General features: G+C 72.2%; 17 protein-coding genes. 5 read left to right on the top strand and 12 right to left on the bottom strand.

What is annotated here, in order from left to right; genetic code table 11:
* Positions 1–144: 144 nt before the first annotated feature.
* The 9 genes from AC067M_RS21545 to AC067M_RS21505 are packed head-to-tail and all read right to left on the bottom strand — an operon-like array spanning position 145 to position 8,768.
* On the bottom strand, positions 145–2,466 hold the full coding sequence (locus AC067M_RS21545) for an acyl-CoA dehydrogenase family protein (RefSeq protein ID WP_478698620.1): 2,322 nt from the start codon (positions 2,464–2,466) through the stop codon (positions 145–147).
* A complete protein-coding gene (locus AC067M_RS21540; protein ID WP_478698619.1) occupies positions 2,463–2,684 on the bottom strand; it encodes an acyl carrier protein in 222 nt (73 codons plus the stop codon). Before AC067M_RS21540 ends, AC067M_RS21545 begins: the two co-directional genes overlap by 4 nt.
* Positions 2,685–2,738: 54 nt before the next feature.
* Positions 2,739–4,427, bottom strand: a complete 1,689-nt coding sequence (locus AC067M_RS21535) for an acyl-CoA dehydrogenase family protein (protein WP_478698618.1) — start codon at positions 4,425–4,427, stop codon at positions 2,739–2,741.
* Positions 4,424–5,254 (bottom strand): acyl-CoA thioesterase family protein, encoded by an 831-nt coding sequence (locus AC067M_RS21530; RefSeq protein WP_478698617.1) that lies wholly within the window; start codon positions 5,252–5,254, stop codon positions 4,424–4,426. The genes AC067M_RS21535 and AC067M_RS21530 overlap by 4 nt, the downstream gene beginning before the upstream one ends.
* 6 nt (positions 5,255–5,260) lie before the next feature.
* Entirely contained in the window at positions 5,261–5,527 is a 267-nt protein-coding gene (locus tag AC067M_RS21525) for a MoaD/ThiS family protein (protein WP_133928084.1), read from the bottom strand.
* Positions 5,524–7,341: a fatty acyl-AMP ligase gene (locus AC067M_RS21520; RefSeq protein ID WP_478698616.1), complete on the bottom strand. Its 1,818-nt coding sequence runs from the start codon at positions 7,339–7,341 to the stop codon at positions 5,524–5,526. Before AC067M_RS21520 ends, AC067M_RS21525 begins: the two co-directional genes overlap by 4 nt.
* Positions 7,325–7,675: a 4Fe-4S dicluster domain-containing protein gene (locus AC067M_RS21515; protein ID WP_478698615.1), complete on the bottom strand. Its 351-nt coding sequence runs from the start codon at positions 7,673–7,675 to the stop codon at positions 7,325–7,327. The genes AC067M_RS21520 and AC067M_RS21515 overlap by 17 nt, the downstream gene beginning before the upstream one ends.
* Positions 7,672–8,598, bottom strand: a complete 927-nt coding sequence (locus AC067M_RS21510; protein ID WP_478698614.1) for a hypothetical protein — start codon at positions 8,596–8,598, stop codon at positions 7,672–7,674. Before AC067M_RS21510 ends, AC067M_RS21515 begins: the two co-directional genes overlap by 4 nt.
* Complete coding sequence (locus AC067M_RS21505; RefSeq protein WP_478698613.1) at positions 8,595–8,768, bottom strand: hypothetical protein; 174 nt, start codon at positions 8,766–8,768, stop codon at positions 8,595–8,597. The genes AC067M_RS21510 and AC067M_RS21505 overlap by 4 nt, the downstream gene beginning before the upstream one ends.
* Before the next feature lie 147 nt (positions 8,769–8,915).
* Between AC067M_RS21505 and AC067M_RS21500 the strand changes: the two genes are divergently transcribed.
* Together AC067M_RS21500 and fabI are read left to right on the top strand one after the other, a co-directional pair.
* The gene (locus AC067M_RS21500) at positions 8,916–9,779 is read left to right on the top strand and encodes an alpha/beta hydrolase family protein (protein WP_478698612.1); all 864 of its coding nucleotides are present in this window, start codon (positions 8,916–8,918) and stop codon (positions 9,777–9,779) included.
* Positions 9,776–10,555 carry an enoyl-ACP reductase FabI gene (gene fabI, locus AC067M_RS21495; RefSeq protein ID WP_478698611.1) on the top strand — a complete coding sequence of 260 codons (780 nt, stop codon included), beginning with the start codon at positions 9,776–9,778 and terminating at the stop codon, positions 10,553–10,555. The genes AC067M_RS21500 and fabI overlap by 4 nt, the downstream gene beginning before the upstream one ends.
* Before the next feature lie 79 nt (positions 10,556–10,634).
* On the opposite strand, the gene AC067M_RS21490 is transcribed toward fabI, so the two are convergent.
* Positions 10,635–11,279: a TetR/AcrR family transcriptional regulator gene (locus AC067M_RS21490; protein ID WP_478698753.1), complete on the bottom strand. Its 645-nt coding sequence runs from the start codon at positions 11,277–11,279 to the stop codon at positions 10,635–10,637.
* Positions 11,280–11,392: 113 nt separating this feature from the next.
* A complete protein-coding gene (locus tag AC067M_RS21485) occupies positions 11,393–12,289 on the bottom strand; it encodes an alpha/beta fold hydrolase (RefSeq protein WP_478698610.1) in 897 nt (298 codons plus the stop codon).
* A gap of 88 nt (positions 12,290–12,377) precedes the next feature.
* On the opposite strand from AC067M_RS21485, the gene AC067M_RS21480 reads away from it, so the two are divergent.
* Entirely contained in the window at positions 12,378–12,830 is a 453-nt protein-coding gene (locus AC067M_RS21480) for a hypothetical protein (protein ID WP_478698609.1), read from the top strand.
* A 29-nt stretch (positions 12,831–12,859) separates the two neighbouring features.
* Here the strand turns inward: AC067M_RS21480 and AC067M_RS21475 are convergent, their stop codons facing one another.
* On the bottom strand, positions 12,860–15,202 hold the full coding sequence (locus tag AC067M_RS21475) for an MFS transporter (protein ID WP_478698752.1): 2,343 nt from the start codon (positions 15,200–15,202) through the stop codon (positions 12,860–12,862).
* A gap of 506 nt (positions 15,203–15,708) precedes the next feature.
* Between AC067M_RS21475 and AC067M_RS21470 the strand changes: the two genes are divergently transcribed.
* Together AC067M_RS21470 and AC067M_RS21465 are read left to right on the top strand one after the other, a co-directional pair.
* Positions 15,709–17,181, top strand: coding sequence for a DUF2252 domain-containing protein (locus AC067M_RS21470; RefSeq protein ID WP_478698608.1), 1,473 nt, complete (start codon positions 15,709–15,711; stop codon positions 17,179–17,181).
* A 130-nt stretch (positions 17,182–17,311) separates the two neighbouring features.
* Positions 17,312–17,785: a hypothetical protein gene (locus tag AC067M_RS21465; RefSeq protein WP_478698607.1), complete on the top strand. Its 474-nt coding sequence runs from the start codon at positions 17,312–17,314 to the stop codon at positions 17,783–17,785.
* Positions 17,786–17,811 lie beyond the last annotated feature (26 nt).

Raw genomic sequence — 17,811 nt, 5'->3', positions numbered from 1 at the left:
ACGGGGGGGGGGGGGGGGGGGGGGGGGGGGGGGGGGGGGGGGGGGGTTTCCCCCCCCCCCGACGTTGTTCCGCCCCAGGGCCTCTCGTTCGGATCATGCCGGGCTCGCGGGGTCCGGGATCCGGCCTGATCCGAACGAAAGACCTTAGGGCCGGCGGCCCGCGATGAGGCGCAGGCCGAGCGCCCGGTCCTCCCACCCTATGCGGATGTGGCTCAGGCCCGCCTCCCGCAAGGTGTGCGTCACCTCGTCGTCGTTCGGGGCGGTGGCGTCCGTGACGGTGAGGGCCAGGTGCAGGGCGGCGGCGCCCAGGGGGCGCTTGGGGGCGAGGGGGCAGGGCAGGACGAGCCAGCCGCCGGGCACGAGTGCCCGGGTCGCCGACATCACGGCCTTGCGCAGGGCGTCCGTGGTCAGGCCGCCGACGGGCAGCCAGGCCAGGGCGAGGCGGTCGGCCCGGGCGAGGTCCGTGTCGTCGAGCACCGGCACGAACGGGATCTGCCGGGTCAGCTCGGCGGCGGACCTGCCCTCGTCATCGGCCGTGCAGCCCACCCACGCGCCGGGGCGGTCGAGGGCGACGGCCAGCCCCTCCAACCGCCCGAGCAGGGAACTCACCAGCACGTCCGCGAGCACCGCCGCCTCACCCCCGCACCCCGGCACCGACTCCCGCCCCACCCCTCGCACCCCGGCCCGCAGCAGGGCACCCCCGGCCAGGGCCCGTCGCAGACGCGCGGCGAACGCCAGGGTCCGCCCGCCGCCCACGACGACCCGTTCCAGCCCCGGGGCGAGGACGTAGCGCTCGTCGTCGCTCCGCGCGTCCCGCCGTACGACACCGGAGTCCGCCAGCAGTGCCAGCAGTTCCTCGGTGAACGGCTCGGGCAGATCCGCGGCCGCCTCCCGCGCGGTGCGCGCCCGCAGCAGCCGTGTCAGCAGCCCCGACTCGTACGCCACGACACACGCGACGAACCTCCACGCCCCGGCGGCCACCTTCTCGAGCTGCCCTTCGAACAGCCCCTCCGGCCCGACCGGCAGCACCTCGGGAGCCCGCCCGGCCCGGACATCGGCGACCAGCGCGTGCGCACGGTCGAGCAGTGCGCCCACCCGCGTCCGCGCCTCCGCCTCGGTCGCGGGCAGGCGCGCCGCCTCCAGCAACGCCGCCACAGGCCCGGCGAACTCTTCCGTTCCTTCCCCCGCCGCCACCGCGTGCAGCACCCACCACTGGTCCGCCCGTACGGTGACGGCCCGTTCCGCCGCCTCCTCGCGGACGCGGTCACCCTCCAGGGCCGTGATGGACCGCTGGCCCAGCTGGATCAGGAGGGTCTCCTGGGAGCCCTGGCCGGAGACGAGGCCGAGGACGTCGCGGGTGAAGCGTTCCCAGGGGAAGGTGGACATGTAGGCCTCGCCGCCCTGGAGGCCCATGACGAGGTGGCTGATGCGCAGCGCGCAGTCGGCGGCCTGGTGTTTGGCGACCGTGGCGAACTCGTCGAAGTGGGGGTCGCGGTCGGGGGAGCGGGTGCCGTCGAGGGCGCGGTAGACGCTCGCCCGGGCGCTCTGGAGCAGCATCCGCATCTCGCCGACCGACCGCTCGACGTTGGTGTACTCCAGCACAGGCCGTCCGCCCCGCCGCCGCGCGGACAGCGCCTCCACGCACGTGTCGACGACGCCGTCCAGCGCGCCCAGCACCCCGCACGCGCTCATCGTGCGGCGGATCCGTGCGTAGGTGTTGAGTTCGCTGAGCGCGTCCGCCCGCCACACCAGCCGCCACTGCGGCAGCCGTACGTCGTGCAGCAGCACCTGACCGAGGCCCATGGTGTGCAGGCCCATGGTGTCCATGGGGAGCGCGGTGACCCCCGGGTCGTCCTTCTCGACGGCGAAGGCCAGCATGTCGTTGGAGGCCTCGTCGCGCAGGAAGAGCAGGAACAGGTCGGCGAACCTGGCCCCGGCCAGGAACCGTTTCGCTCCGTTGAGCACCCACGCGCCGCCCTCCAGGCGGGCGGTGGAGCGGTAGTCGTAGGGGTCGAGGTTCTCGTAGGCGCCCTGGACCCCGAAGCGGCGCCCGGCCATGAGGTCCGGCACGTACCGGTCGATGAGTTCGCGTCGGCCGCTCGACAGGAGCAACTCGGCGATCTCGACGCTGATGTCCAGCAGGACGGCGAAGCCGGGGTCGCGGGAGAGGCGGGCGATCTCCTCGACTACCACGCCCCAGGCGAGCTTGTCCCGCCCTTCGCCGCCGACCTCCTCGGGCAGTGAGAAGCGCAGCAGTCCGAGCTCGCCGGCCCGCTCGAACAACCGTCTGTCGAGGGACCGCCGGGTGTGGTTGCGGAAGTGGGTGCCGGGGTTGGCGTCCTCCAGCACGAAGCGCGCGAACCGCTCGCGGGCCTCGCGCCGGGCCTCGCTGACCTCCGCGTCGAGGGTGCGGTGCCCCGGGACGCCCCGGTTCATGATGTCGACCGCATGGGCCCGCGTGGTCACGCCGTCGCCTCCCGGACCGCGCGCGTGAGGTCGGCCAGGGTCTCGTCGCCGAGGAAGCGTTCCAGCGGGATGTGGGCGCCGGTGCGCTCCTCGACCTCCACGGAGAGCTGGGCGGCGGTGAGCGAGTCGAGGCCGAGTTCGGCGAGCGTGCGCTCCAGTGGCAGTTCCTCGTCCCAGCCGAGGAGTTCGAGCAGGAGCGGGACCAGCCAGTCGTCCACGGGCTCGACGGCGTGGTCAGCGGCCTTGGCGGGTGTCGTGGTGATGGCGTACTCCTACGAGGTCGGTGCCCGGTGCTGCGGCGCGAGCCGCAGGGGTACGAGCGAGAACGCGCGGTCGGTGTCGTCGAGGTCCTCCAGTCGGCGCACCAGCAGCTCCTCGGCCGCCGGGTCGGGCTCGACGGGCTGCCCGAGCCGGGCGAGGACCCGGCGCAGCGCGACCGAGAGCCAGGCGGGCTCCGCCGCGAGGCCGCCGAGCGCGGTGCGGCGGTGCAGCCAGGTGTGCAGACAGCAGGCGGCCGCGTGCACCAGGCAGTGCCGGCGCGCCGCCTCGTACGTCTCGTCCGTGCGGTGGGCGCCGCGCGCGTGCAGCACGGCCCGTGCCTCGTCGCGGACGGGCAGGAGACGGCGGGCGAGCTTGGCCGACTCCGCGTCGTCGAGGGCCTCGACCGTCTCGTCGAGCAGGTCGACCACCTCGTCGGCGCCGCCGAAGGTGAGCGAGGGGCGCTGTTCCCGCGGTGCGGGGGAGGTCACCGGGTCGCCGAAGCCGTACAGCAGGGGCAGGGGCAGCTTCGCGGACGCCCCGCGCCGGCGGGCCGCGCCGCTCACCTGCGCTCGCACGGTGTCGAGTTGGACGAGCTCTGTGCCCTCGAACACCGGCGTCACCGCCAGATCCCGGCGCAGTTTCTGGAAGGCTCCGCCCGCGACGCCCTCACGGAGGTAGGCGCGGGCGCTGAGCACCTCGGCGCTCGCGGCCACGCTGTCCACGCACAGGCCCGGTACGACGTACTTCGCCACCGCGGACCACAGGGCCGTCCGCTGCCTTGCCACGTCGAGGGCGCGGGCCGCCGCCAGTTCGGTGCACTCGGCCACCAGCAGGTCGGCGAAGCCGCGCGCGAGGAGCGCCCGCACCGGGGGCAGCGCCAGCGCGGGCCGTCCGTAGAGCATGCGGCTGCGGGCGTGGCGCAGGGCGATGCGCAGGGCGGTGTCGGCCGCGCCGAGACCGGCGGCGCCGACGAGGGTGCGGGTGAACTGGAGCATCCCCGAGACCATCTCGATGCCACGGCCAGGTCGGCCGAGCACGGCGTCGGCGCCGACGCGGCACCCGTCGAGGACGAAGCCGCTGAGGTCGTGCCCGCGCAGACCCAGGGTGCGCACCTTGGGCAGCCTGCGCACGCCCGTGTCGCGGAGGGTGTCGAAGTCCAGCAGGAACAGCCCGTACGAGGGGTCGGAGGCGGCCAGGACGGTGGCGAACGACGAGCGGCTGCCGTTGCCGACCAGCCACTTGCGCCCGTTCAGCACGTGTCCGTCGGGGTGCGGGACGGCGCGGGTGGCCGTGGCCAGCAGATCGCTGCCCGCGGCCTCCTCGCTGATCCCGGCGGTGCCCCAGGCGCGGGCCAGGACCAGCTCGGCGACCCGGCGCCGCTGTCCCTCGTCGCCCCAGATCCACACCGGCGCGGCCGCGAGGAACGTGGAGCCGAGGCCGATGGAGACGGCCAGGTCGCGCCGGGAGACCGCGCGGACCACGGCGGTCAGCCACTCGAAGGAGTCGAGCCGGCCGCCGTCGGAGACCGGGACCAGGTCCCGGTGGAGTCCCGCGGACCAGGCCGCCTCGTACGCCTCGGTGGGCTCGCTCTCGGACTCGTCGGCGCGCACACCCCCGGCCAGTGACATCCCGGTGTCCGGGTCGAACGGGCAGCCGAGCGCCTGCTCCAGCGCCTCCGCGCGTTCGAACGTGGAGGTCATACCCGCTCCACCACGATCGCGTACGGCTCCCCGTCGGCCTCCCCGTCGGGGGCGATCTCGTGGACGAAGGCCAGCTCCTCACCGTGCCGGTACGCGGTCGTGCGGACCTGGAGCAGGTCCCACAGCTGACCGGCGCGCAGCCAGGTGACGTCGACGCGCCGGATGCCGTCGGCCAGCGCGCGGCGCAGCAGCGGGGCCTCGCCGCCGTGCCGGAGCACGAGTTCCTCCCGGGCGCCGCCGGCGAAGCCGAGGGTCTCGGCCCAGTACCACTGGTCGGCGACCTCGCACTGGTGGCGGTGGACCCGTACGGGCACGGTGCCCTCGGCGAGCTTTTCGCCGTCGCGCCGGAGGGTGGCCCACAGCGAGCGGACGGGCGAGAGGTGCGGGGTGCGCTCCACCTCGTCGTCGCGGAAGGCGGCGACCACGGTGTCCGGCAGCGGGGCGGGCGCCCCGGAGAGCGCCTCGTCGCCGCTGAGCCGCAGGGGCACGGAGGCGGCCCGGCTGCGCACCGCGACCCCGGCGGGGCCGGTGAGCGTCATCTCCACCTCCAGCTGCGACGAACGTGGGCCGCGCACCCGCGCCCGCACGTCGACGAGGGCCTCGTCGGCGTCCAGGAACCGCAGCGGCCGGTCGTACTCCAACTGCCAGGACCACAGCACGAATCCGACCCGGTGCTCACGCACCAGGACGCGGTGGCTGCACACGTGGTCGCGCAGCCAGCGGGTGCCCGCCTGGAAGGCCAGCCGCGCGACCGAGACGGTCTGCAACTGCGTCGGAGTGAACAGGCTCGCGTCGAGCACGGCCTCGAACGTGGAGCTGCGCGGCATCAGTCCCTAGCCTCCGGAGATGGCGGTGACGATGTCGACGCGGTCGTCCTCGGTGGCCTCGTGGTCGAGTTCGTCCTGGGTGAGCCGCTCGCCGTTGAGGGCGATCAGATGGGTCGCGCGCACGGCGCCCTCGCGGTCGAGCAGGACCTCGCCGAGGTTCGGGTAGCGCTCGGTGAGCCGGTCGAGTCCGGCGCGCACGGTGTCGCCGTCGACCTCGATCTCGGTCCGGTAGTCGGTGAAGCGGAGCAGGATGCCCCTGACCTTGACGATCATCGCCCGGCCCCTTCGTAGATGCGGTCGTCCCGTCTGCCCGCGGGCCGGGTCTGCTGCCGTCGCGCCAGCTCCTCCAGCTCCCCGGCGAGGTACTGCCGACGGGCCAGCCACCGCTGCACCTTGCCGCTGGAGGTCTTCGGCGTCGTGCGCGGCCGCACCAGCACCACGGCGTACGGCGCCACACCCACCTCCGTCGACACCGCCCGCCTGATGCCGTCGAGCACCGCCGTGTACCGCTCCTCGTCGGCCGGGTCGGCCTCGTAGATCACCACCACGCGTTCGGGCTCCCCCGCCGCGCCCTCTACGGCGAACGCGGCGCCGCAGTTGCGCCGGATCCCGGGGACCGCGGCCTCGCAGGCCCGCTCGATGTCGACCGGGTGGTGGTTGCGCCCGTTGACGACGATCAGGTCCTTCAGCCGTCCTGTCACGAACAGCTCCCCGTCCGAGAGGAACCCGAGGTCACCGGTGCGCAGATACGGTCCGTCGCCGTCCACCGTGGTCGCGCCGAACGTCTCGGAGGTCTCCTCGGGCCGCCGCCAGTAGCCGTCGGCGACACCGGGGCCGGCGACCCAGATCTCGCCGACCGTGCCGTCCGCGAGCGGCTCCCCGCTGACTTGATCGACGATCAGCAGCCGGGTGTCCGGGCCGGGCGGTCCGCAGCTGACCAGCGTCCGCGCGTCCGTCCCCGGGGCGGCGCGTCGGGCCTCGCCCCGCGTCTCCAACGCGTCGCGCCCGATGCGCGCCTCGCGCCACCCCTCGCCCGGCGTGCCGCCGGTCACGAACAGGGTCGCCTCGGCGAGCCCGTAGCACGGGTAGAACGACTCGGCGCGGAATCCCTGCGGGCCGAAACGCTCCACGAACCGCGCCATCGTGTCCGCCCGCACCGGCTCGGCACCGGTGAAGGTCAACTCGACCTGCGACAGGTCCAGCCCCTCGGCGTCGGCGTCCGTCACACGGCGCAGGCAGAGGTCGTACGCGAAGTTGGGGGCACCGGTGACCGTCGCGCCGTACCGGGAGACCATGCGCAGCCAGGCGGCCGGGCGGCGCAGGAACGTCACGGGGGACATCAGCGTCATGGGCACGCCCATGAACAGCGGGGTGAGGATGCCGCCGATCAGCCCCATGTCGTGGTAGGGCGGCAGCCAGAGGGCGCCGGTGGTGTCCGGGCGGATCCCGAACCCCCGCGCGATCTCACGGCAGTTGCCGAGCAGCCGGTCGTGACCGAGCATCACACCGCGTGGCAGCGAGGTGGAGCCCGAGGTGTACTGGAGCAGCGCGAGACGTCCCGGAGCAGGGGCGGTCACGGACCCGGCGCCGTCGAGCGTGTCGGTGGCGAGCAGCCGGGGGGCTCGATCCTCGACCGCGGTCGCCAGCCAGTCGGCGATGAGCGGGGCGATGCCCGACGTGGTCAGGACGGTGTCGGCGCCGGCGTCCTCGATGATCGCCGCGAGCCGGGGCAGGGTGCGCGCCAGCCGGAACGGGTCCGGCGGGAAGGCGGGGACCGCGGGGACCGCGGCGTAGAAGCAGCCGAACAGCCCGGCGAGGTAGTCCAGGCCGGGCACGTAGAGCAGCAGGGCGGGCTCGGGCCGGTCCTTCGCGCGTGACAGGAGTCCGGCAGCCACTGCGCGGGCCCGCTCGTCCAGTTGCGCGTAGGTGATCTCCTGGGCGCTCTCGTCGTCGGCGACGAACCGGTAGGCGAGGGCGTCCGGCGTGCGCAGGGCCCGCTCGTGCAGCAGGTGCGCGAAGCTGTGGCCGGTGATGTCCGGGGCGTCGAAGCTCGGGGCGTCGAAGCTCGGGTCAGGGACAGCTGACATGGGGAGCCTGTTCCTCCGCGAGAGTGCGCCACTTGTCCGGCCGGCCGACCCACTCCTCGCCGTCGGCGAGCGGTGCGACGTCCGTGGTGGCCAGGGGGAGCCGCGTGGCCAGGCGGGCGTTCCACTCGAGGGCCGGCTGGAGCTCCGGGGGGAGTTCCTCCTCGGGGTAGATCGCGTCGGCCGGGCACGCCTCCACGCAGTTCCCGCAGTCGATGCACTCCTCGGGGTCGATCACGAGGAACGTGTCGCCCTCGCGGAAGCAGGCGACGGGGCAGTAGGTGATGCACTCGGCGAACTTGCAGCGCACGCACTGCTCGGTGACGACGTGGGTCACGCGACGCCCTCCTGGTGTCCGGTCGGTGCGGCGAGCAGCCCGGGGTGCCCGTCCACGAAGCGGTGTCCGGCGTCGAGCCCGATCTCGTACGCCTTGGCGAGTCCTTCGGCGGTCGCGGTGGCGTAGTCGACGCCCAGGCTCTTCAGGTCCTCCTCCGGCTTGACGACGAGGACGCGGGCCCCGTCGAGCTCGGAGCCGTCGACGATCTCCTCGGACGCGTAGAGGTCGCGGAAGAGCGGGAACGGGTCGGAGCCGATCGCGATCAGCACGCCCACGCCCCGGGCGGCGACCTCGCGGGCCGGGCAGGAGCAGGTGTACGAGGCGTCGACGTACGGCTCGCCGTCCACCTCGGCGGGGATCGCCCAGGCGTGCAGCATGCGTGTCGAGGCGTAGGCGACGGCGTCGTAGTTCTCCGGTGTCAGGCGCGGGCGGCCGTCGCCGGGCTCGGCCTGCGTGGAGAAGACGACCGGGGCCAGGTTCTGCTCGACCCAACCGCGGTCCCCGGTGAAGACGTTGCGCAGCAGCTGCCTGCCGAGGGCCTTCGCGCCGGGGCCCTGGGTGGTCTCGGCGGCGGCCGCGTCGGTGACCTTGCTGGTGGCGAGCAGGTACTCCGGGGCGCCGGGCCCGAAGAGGCCCTCGCGCAGGGTGGGCCCGTACTCCGCGATGCTGTCGAGCACCACGCTGCTCATGCCCTTGTCGACGGCGGCAGCGGCGGCGCCCAGCCAGTAGTCCACGCCGACCTGGCGGGCCCGGCCGACAGCGGCGAGGCCGCCGGACAGCCCCGAGGACGAGGCCGTGCCGTAGACGTCCGCGCGCAGTCCGCGCTCCTCGAAGGCGGACAGCACACCGTGGCCGTAGACCCCCTTGAGCATGCCCGAGGCGACCGCTATGCCCAGGCGCGGTGGGGTGTTCGTGCCGGTCATGGCCGCGCCCCCTTCCCGGGGGCGGGCGTCTCGGCGGTCTCGGTGGGCCAGTTCTTCAGGAGCTCGGCGTCGATCACCGAGCCCAGGGAGTCCTTGATCCACTGGTTCGGGCCGGGCTGCCGGTCCGCCACGGTCTGCGTGGGACGGGGGGCGGGATACGAGAGCGTCATGTCGTCCTCCAAGCGGGAGTGCTGACGGTGGCACATTAGCACGACCGTGCGTTTACTTTTCTAGACCCATGCGCCAGACTGATCCATAAATATGAGCGAACGATCGTGCTAACATCTCGCTCCCACTGAACCATCTGGAGGCTTGCCATGGATCTCGCTACGGCGGCCGTCGATCCGGTCCTGAGCGCCGAGGGGGAGAAGATGTTCGATCTCTTCCGACGGCCCCAGGGGCGCAGCAGGCCCCGGCCCGACGAGCGGGCGGTCACCGAGAGCGCGCGGACCGGCGAGTTGGGCATCGACGGCAAGACGGTCGTCACCTACGCCTGGGGCAGTGGAGAGCGCCCGGTGCTGCTGGTGCACGGCTGGGAGTCGCGCGCCTCCCGCTACGCCAAGCTCATCACCCGGCTCGTCGAGCTCGGCTACAGCCCGGTGTCCTTCGACGCGCCGGGGCACGGGGCGTCCGAGGGCGACAGCACGACCCTTGTGGAGTACCGCGCCATCATCGCCCGACTGCACGCCGCGCACGGCGGCTTCGAGGCCGTCGTGGGCCACTCCTTCGGTGTCCTCGCCACCTTCCTGGCGCTGCCGGAGGGGCTGCGCACCGACCGGATCGTGGCGATCAGCTCCGTGCCGGACTTCTCGTACCTGGTCGACTCGTTCTGCGCCCACATGGCGCTGGGACCGCGGCTGGAGGACGAGATCCGCCACCGTCTGGAGCGGGACCTGTACCCGGGCGAGGACATGTGGACGCGTTTCTCGCTCCTCCACCACGCCGCGCAGGTGCGCGTCCCGCTGCTGCTGATCCACGACGAGAACGACGAGGCGGTCGGCGCGGAGCAGGCGGAGCGGATCGCCGGGGCCTTCGAGGGGCGGGCGCGCCTGGTCGTCACCCGCAGGCTCGGACACCGGCGGATTCTCGGTGCCCCCGTCGTGGTCGACACGATCTCCGGCTTCCTCACCGGTGAGGAAGCCGCATCCAACGGGCGGAAGGTCGAGGTGACGGCAGGATGAGCAGCCTTCTCGCGGGCAAGCGCGTCCTGGTGACGGGCGTCCTGATGGAGTCCTCGATCGCCTTCCACGCCGCCCGGCTCGCCCAGGAGCAGGGCGCCGAGGTGGTCCTCACCGGATACGGCCGGCTCGGCCTCGTCGAGCGGATCGCCCGGCGGTTGCCGCGGCCGGCCCCGCTCATCGAGCTCGACGTCCAGGACAAGGGCCACCTGGAGAGCCTCGCCGGCCGGATCCAGGAGCAGGTGGGCGGCGACGCGCGCCTCGACGGCGTCGTGCACTCCATCGCCTTCGCCCCGCAGGACGCGATGGGCGGCAACTTCCTCGCCACCGGCTGGGACTCCGTCGCGACCGCGGTCGAGGTGTCCGCGTACTCCTTCAAGTCGTTGGCCATGGCGTGCCTGCCGCTCATGGAGGAGCGCGGCGGGTCGATCGTGGGCCTCGACTTCGACGCGAGCACGGCCTGGCCGGCGTACGACTGGATGGGCGTGGCGAAGGCGGCCCTGGAGGCCACCTCCCGCTATGTCGCCCGTGACCTCGGCCCGCGTGGCATCCGCTGCAATCTCGTCGCGGCCGGCCCGATCAAGACGATGGCCGCCCGGCACATCCCCGGCTTCGAGACCTTCCGCGAGGTCTGGGAGACCCGCGCCCCGCTCGGCTGGGACCTCTCCGACCCCGAACCGACGGCCCGCGCCGTCGTCGCCCTGCTGTCCGACTGGTTCCCCCGCACGACGGGGGAGATCGTGCATGTCGACGGCGGTGTGCACGCCGTCGGAGCGTGACGGCGAGCGCGGGGCACCAAGGGCGGAGGCCCGCTCGGGTGAGCGGGCCCCCGCCCTGTTTCCGGCTCGCGCCGGGGCGTTATGGAGTGGCCGGCAGCAGTGACCAGTCGGTGGCGGCGGTCCGCAGACGGTTCAGCACGGCCTTCTCCGCCTTCTCGTAGCAGGTGAAGTCGTCGTGCAGGACGGACTCGGCGTTCGCCATCTCCAGGAACGCCACGAGCTCGAAGACGAGCTGCGGGACGTCGGTGTCCTCCGCGAGCTCACCCGCCAGCTGGGCCTCCCGCGCGGTCTGTTCCAGGTACGAGAACCAGTTGGAGCGTGCCGCGGCGAGCGTGTCGTGAACCTTCCCCTCGCGGGCGTCGTACTCGGCGGAGACCGAGTAGAAGAAGCAGCCGCCGGGGAAGACCCGCTCTCGGGAGTACGTCAGCCACGCCGTGCACAGACGCCACAGGCGGCCGATGCCCGCCGGCAGATCGCGCGCGGGCTGGACCACGTGCTCCAGATACACGGTGATGGCCGTACGGATCGTCGCGAGCTGGAGGTCCTCCTTGGAGCCGAACAGCGCGAACACACCGCTCTTGCTCAGGTTCAGCTCGCTTGCGAGCTGTCCCATGGACAGCGCCGCGAGACCCTCCACCGAGGCGATCTCCACCGCGCGTCTGAGGATCAGTTGACGGGTCTGGTTGCCGCGCGCGATCCGGCCGTCGGCCTGCGTTCCTGCCACGCCCATGTGCACCTACTCTCCTGGGGCCGGGCTTTCTCGGCACCGTTGAGGCGTCAACATTGTAGCGAATGAGCGGACGTTCGTGCGGTTATTGATCGCAGAACCGGAATCGCTCAGTCCATGACGGCCGCGTGCGGGTCCGTCTCGCCGGCCGGGCTCGGGCCCTGGGCGACGAAGTCCAGGACGGTCCGTACGACCTCCGCGTCACCGAGGATCCGCCGGTGCCCCAGTCCGCTCGTGACGATCAGTCGTGCCTGGTCACCGAAGGCCTCGGCGATCCGGCGGCCCTGCGTCACCCTGATCCTGGTGTCGTCCTCGTCGTGGATCACCAGGAGCGGTGCGCGCACGATCCCGGTCATGTTCGTGAGGGAGAACGGCACCTCGTCGAGAGGCATGTCGGGGAAGAGATTCGCGCGGATCTCGTCGTGCAGCCGCGCCTTGAGCCCGTCGCGGACCTTGAGCTCGGAGGAGAACTCCTCGACCAGGTAGTCGAAGTCGCAGACCCCGCTGATGGTCACGATCTTCTGTGCCTTCACCCCGTGCTTCAGCCCGTAGAACGACCCCAGCACCCCCATCGAGTGGGCGATCAGGCACTCGAACGTGCCGTACTGGTCGTGCAGCGCGGCGACGATGTCGCGGTACTCGAGGATCGTGGTGCTGCGGCCCCCGGCGTCGCCGTGGCCCGGGGCGTCGAAGGTGACGACGCTGTGGCCGCGGTCGAGCAGCCCCGGGACGAAGTCGGACAGCCGGGAGGCACGCGACTGCCAGCCGTGCACCAGCAGCACGGGGCGGCTGCCGTCACCCCAGCGGTAGGTCACCGCGTGCTTGCCGCCGCCGACGTCCACGCGGTCGACACTCGCCTTCTCGAACAGCTCGCGCTCGGAGGACCGCAGCCCACTGCGCACGAGCGGCATGTGGAACAGCGTGAACGCGCCCTTGCCCGCCAGCCGTCCCGAGACAAGGGAGGCGGTGTTGAGGACGGTGCTCGCAACTGCCTCGGTGGGTTTCATGCTCGCTGCTCCTCGATCAGGCGTCAGAGACCTGATATATTAGCACGACCGACCGTACAGTTTTAGGTGTCGTGTGCGAGGAGACGCCATGCCGGCCCCGATCTGGTTCGCCCCGTGGAAGTCCGGCCCGGCCGAGCGCACGGCGCTCGGCGACGACCGCCCCGGCGACGGCCTGGGCGGCGCGGCCGTCGTGAGCGTCACCGACTTCGCCCCGCACCGCCCCTGGACCGCCGTCGGCGTCAACATCGCAGGCGTCGCACTGCGCCGGACCTGGGACGACGTCGAGGGCGCGGTCGGACTCTGGCTCTGGTCCGTCCCCGGCCTCCTGCGCTCGCGCTCCGGGTCGGTCTCCGTGTGGCGCGACGAAGAGGCGCTGCGGGGCTTCGTCGCCCGCCACGACCACGTACGCATCATGCGCACCTACCGGGACCGCGGCGACCTGCGCTCGACGACCTGGCACACGGACCACTTCGACAAGGACGCCACCCAGGAGGCGGCGCGCGGTGTCATCGCGGGTTGGTGCGCGCGGGCGGCTTCCTAGAGTCTGCGCCGGGGGCCTCCTCCGGTGTTCTACGCGCGCCGGTGGCCGAGTTCGATGTCGTGGTCGTCGACGCCGTGGCCGTTCAGGGTCAGCGCGGTGGCGACCGGCGGATATCCCGTGGCGATGACCGTGTACGCGCCCCCGTCGAGGTCCGTGAAGGCGTACGCCCCGTCCGTGCCGGTGGTGGAGGTGCCGACCACGTTGCCCACCGCGTCGACGAGCGTCACGCGCGCGTCGGTCAGCGGCCCGTGCGAAGTGCTGACGACACCCTGGACCCGGGCTCCGGCGTCCAGGTCGACCTCCACGCGGGTGAGCCCCGTGGCGCCGATCTCGACGGGCAGGGCGCGCGGCCGGTGCCCGGCGGCGTTGACGGCGACCGTGAGGGGGCCCGGGACCAGGTCGGCGAAGGTGAAGTCGCCCTGGTCACCGGTGGTGTGGGTGGCGAGCAGGTCACCGCGCACGTCGGTGACGAGGACCAGGGCGTCCTTGACGGGCAGCCCGGTCCGCGCGGCCCGCACGGTACCGGTGAGACCGCTGCTGCCGCTCAGCAGGACGTCGTACGCGACCGGCTCGTCGTCGCTCACCACGACCGTGGACGCGCGCGGCTGGTGGCCGTCGGCGGAGGCGATCAGCACGTAGCCGCCGGGGCCGGGCGCGTCGACGACGAAGGAACCGTCGGAGCCGGCGGTCGTACGGGCCAGCTGGCGGCCGGTGAGGGAGATGAGGGTGAGAGCGGCGCCGGGGACGGGACTGTCGGTGGTGGCGCGGATGTGGCCCTGGATCGGGATGCCGGCGCTTGGGGTGCCGTCGCTTGGGGTGGGCGTGGCGGCTTCGGTCGGTGACGCGGGCGCCGGGGCGGGTTCCCCGGCCGGTGCGCCCTTGGTCCGAAGCGGGACCTCCTTGATGAACAGGCAGAAGAACAGGGAGACCAGGGCGAAGGGCGCGGCGTAGAAGAAGATGTCGGCGATGCCGTGGCCGTAGGAGCTCTCGACGAGTGCGCGCAGCGGGCCGGGCAGGGTGTGGACGTCCGGGATGGTGTCGGAGCCGGAGGAGCGGAGCGCGGTGGCGTACTTCGGGTCGAGGTCGGCGAGGCCGTCGGTGAGGTAGTGGCGGATGCGGTGCGCGAGGACCGCGCCGAGCGCCGAGGTGCCCAGGGTGCCGCCGAGGGAGCGGAAGAAGTTCACCGTGGAGCTGGCGGCGCCCAGGTCGCCGGCCTCCACCTGGTTCTGCGCGGCCAGGACCAGGTTCTGCATCATCATGCCGACGCCGAGGCCGAGCAGCGCCATGAAGATCGCGACGTGCCAGTACCCGGTGTCGTAGCGGACGGTGCCCAGCAGGCCGAGACCCGCGGTCACCAGGGTGCCGCCGGAGAGCAGCCAGACCTTCCAGTGGCCGGTGCGGGTGATGATCCGGCCGGAGACCGTGGAGGCACCGGCGAGGCCGACGATCAAGGGGATGGTCATGATGCCGGACATGGTCGGCGACTTGCCGCGGGCCAGCTGGAAGTACTGGCTGAAGTAGAAGATCCCGACGTACATCGCGACACCGACGAAGAGTGAGGCCAGGGCCGCCAGGGCGATCGTGCGGTTGCGGAACAGACGCAGCGGGATGATCGGCTGGCTCGCCCTCGTCTCCCTGAGCAGGAAGAGCGCGAGCAGCGCGAGCGTGCCGCCGACCATGCTGTACGTCTGCCAGGACAACCAGTCGTACTTGTCGCCGGCGAAGGTCACCCACAGGAGCAGCAGGCAGACCCCGGAGGTGATGAAGAAGGCGCCCGCCCAGTCGACCTTGACCTCGCGGCGGACCACGGGCAGACGCAGGGTGCGCTGGAGGACGATCAGGGCGAGGACGGCGAACGGTACGCCGATGTAGAAGATCCAGCGCCAGCCGAGCCAGCTGGTGTCGGTGATGACCCCGCCGATCAGCGGTCCGCCGACCATCGCGGTGGCGAACGTGGCGCCGAGATAGCCGTTGTAACGGCCGCGCTCGCGCGGAGGGACCATCGCCGCGAGGACGATCTGCGACAGCGAGGTCAGACCGCCCATGCCGAGGCCCTGGACCGCGCGGCAGGCGATGAGCATCCCGGGGTTCTGCGACAGGCCGGCCACCGCGGAAGCGCACACGAAGATCAGCAGCGCCAACTGGACCAGCAGTTTCTTGGAGAACAGGTCCGCCAGCCTGCCCCACAGCGGGACGGTCGCCGTCATCGTCAGGAGGGAGGCGGTGACCACCCAGGTGTAGGCGCTCTGGCCGCCGCCGAGGTCGCTGATGATGTGCGGCAGCGCGTTGGAGACGATCGTCGACGACAGGATCGCGACGAACATGCCGAGCAGCAGGCCGGTCAGCGCTTCCATGATCTGCCGGTGTGTCATCGGCGCCTCGGCGGAGGTGGACCTCGTCGTCATCGGCGGCATCGGCTTCCTTCGCTGTCGTGCAGCTGTTGTGCATGCACGGGGCAACTGAATACTTCATTCAGTTAGTTGCTGTAGGCAAAGGATTTTGCCGAGGGTTGGCTCAAAAACTGCGTAAAAGAGATGGGGGGCGTGCGAGCGCGATGACGGGGAAGTCGGTTGACGGGTGAGGGTTGTGTGATGGGGAGGAGCCCCGGCTGGGACGCCGGGGCTCCTCTGCGTGTCGGCTCTGTCTCGGCTGCCGGGTATGTATCGGGGTTGTATGGGGGCCTGTGTCGCGGCCTGCAACGGAGTCTGTGTCGCGGCCTCTCGGGGTTTTCCACAGCTGCGGGGTTGTCCACAGGGTCTGACGCGTTTCGGCCACGGGTTGTACGGTCGGCACGAGTTGATGTTCGCGTCGCGGTTGATGTCCGCTTCGCGCTGATGTCCGCGTCGCGGTAGGCGCATGTTCGGGGGAGGCGGTCGAAATGACCGAGGTCGGTGGTACGGGAGTGTCGGAGCCGGGGCGTCGGCTCCCGCGGGTCGGAGGGTTCGCCGAGTGGCCCGCCAAGGGATCGCACAAGGGAGAGGGGCAGGGCTCGCCCAGTTCGCCCAGCTCGCCCGGCTCGCCCAAGGAAGAGGGAAAGGCGTTGCGGCGGCGCGTCCCGCGCGGGTCGCACAGCACCCTCGACCTGGACTCCTCCCGCCCGGACGCGGTCGCGGCGGTGGCGGAGTCCAGCCAGGGCCGCCTCCCCGAGCTCACGCCGATCCGGGTGGGCCGTATGGCGGCCACCCCGTTCGCGTTCCTGCGCGGCTCCGCGGGCCTCATGGCGTACGACCTCGCCCGCACCCCCATGACCCGGATCCGCGCCCAGATCTGCGGTGACGCCCACGCGGCGAACTTCGGCCTGTACGGCGACGCGCGCGGCGACCTCGTCATCGACCTGAACGACTTCGACGAGACGGTCGACGGCCCGTGGGAGTGGGACCTCAAGCGGCTCGCCGCGTCCCTCGTGCTGGCGGGCCGGGAGGCCGGCGCCGACGAGGACACCTGCCGCAAAGCGGCGCACGGCACGGTCGGCGCCTACCGCCGCACCATGCGGCTGCTGGCCAAGCTCCCGGTCCTCGACGCGTGGAACGCCATCGCGGACGAGGAGCTCGTCTCCCACACCGACGCCCACGATCTGCTCGGCACGCTGGAGCGGGTCTCCGAGAAGGCGCGGGCCAACACCAGCGGGCGCTTCGCGGCGAAGTCCACCGAGCCGACCGGGGACGGCGGCCGGCGCTTCGTCGACGCCCCGCCCGTGCTGCGGCGCATCCCGGACGCGGAGGCGGCCGCGGTGGCCGCGTCCCTGGAGTCGTACCTGACCACGCTCTCCGAGGACCGCCTCCCCCTCCTGGCCCGCCACGCCGTGCACGACGTCGCCTTCCGCATAGTCGGCACGGGCAGCGTGGGCACCCGCTCGTACGTGGTGCTGCTCCTCGACCACCGAGGCGAACCGCTGGTGCTCCAGGTGAAGGAGGCGCGGGCGTCCGCCCTGGTCCCGCACCTGTTGAGCGCCGGTTTCGAGGCGCCGTCCGTCGACCACGAGGGGCGCCGCGTGGTCCTCGGCCAGAAGCGTATGCAGGTGGTCAGCGACATCCTGCTGGGCTGGACGACGGTCGACGGCCGGCCCTTCCAGGTCCGTCAGTTCCGCAACCGCAAGGGCAGCGTCGACCCCGCCGCCCTCGCCGCCGACCAGATCGACGACTACGGCCGCATGACCGGTGCCCTCCTGGCCCGCGCCCACTCCCACAGCGCCGACCCGCGCCTGATCGCCGGCTACTGCGGCAAGAGCGAGGAACTCGACGAAGCGATCGCCGACTTCGCCGTCGCCTACGCCGACCGCACCGAAGCCGACCACGCGGAACTGGTGCAGGCGGTGCGGGAGGGAAGGATCGCTGCGGAGATGGGCGTATGACGAGGAGGGTGATCGGCGGGGACGGTCGACACTCTGAGAGGCGACTGTGGCGACTCGAGTGGCGACTGTGGCGACTCGAGTGGCGGCTGGAGTGGTGGCTTGAGAGGCGGCTTGCGATGAGGGGCGCCCTGTGAAGTACGTCGACCTCGACGCGTTGCTCGGCGGGATGAGGGGCGGCATCGATCCCCGCCCCTACCTGGAGCGGCTGCCCGTCCTCGCGGACCGCCTGCCCCCGGGGGCGCGCGCGTTCGCCACCGACCCCGACCACTACGACTTCGGGGGCAAGCGGTGTGTGAAGGACCTCAAGCCCCGGGAGGCCCGCCGCACCGGCGACGACACGATAGAGATCCACTTCGGCCACAACTGCTGGAAGCACGACGAGGACCTGGTCATCCGGTACACAGGCGTCTCCCGCTTCCAGGCGGACGTCCTCGATGTCTGCGACCTTGCCGACCTCGGGGACGTCATCCTCGACGAACTCCTGCCCCACCCCGACGGCTGCACCCACGAGATCGCCTGCCGCCCCGGCAACCTCCTCGTGGCCTGCCGCGACCTCACGGCGGAATGGGTGGCGGTGGACTGCCCTGAGGCACGGGAGGCGTGAGAGAGCAGATGACACGACAGGCGACA

This window comes from Streptomyces sp. NPDC043427, assembly GCF_056436655.1.
Note: the sequence above shows the minus strand (reverse complement) of the source record. Positions and strands in the feature narration are given on the sequence as shown.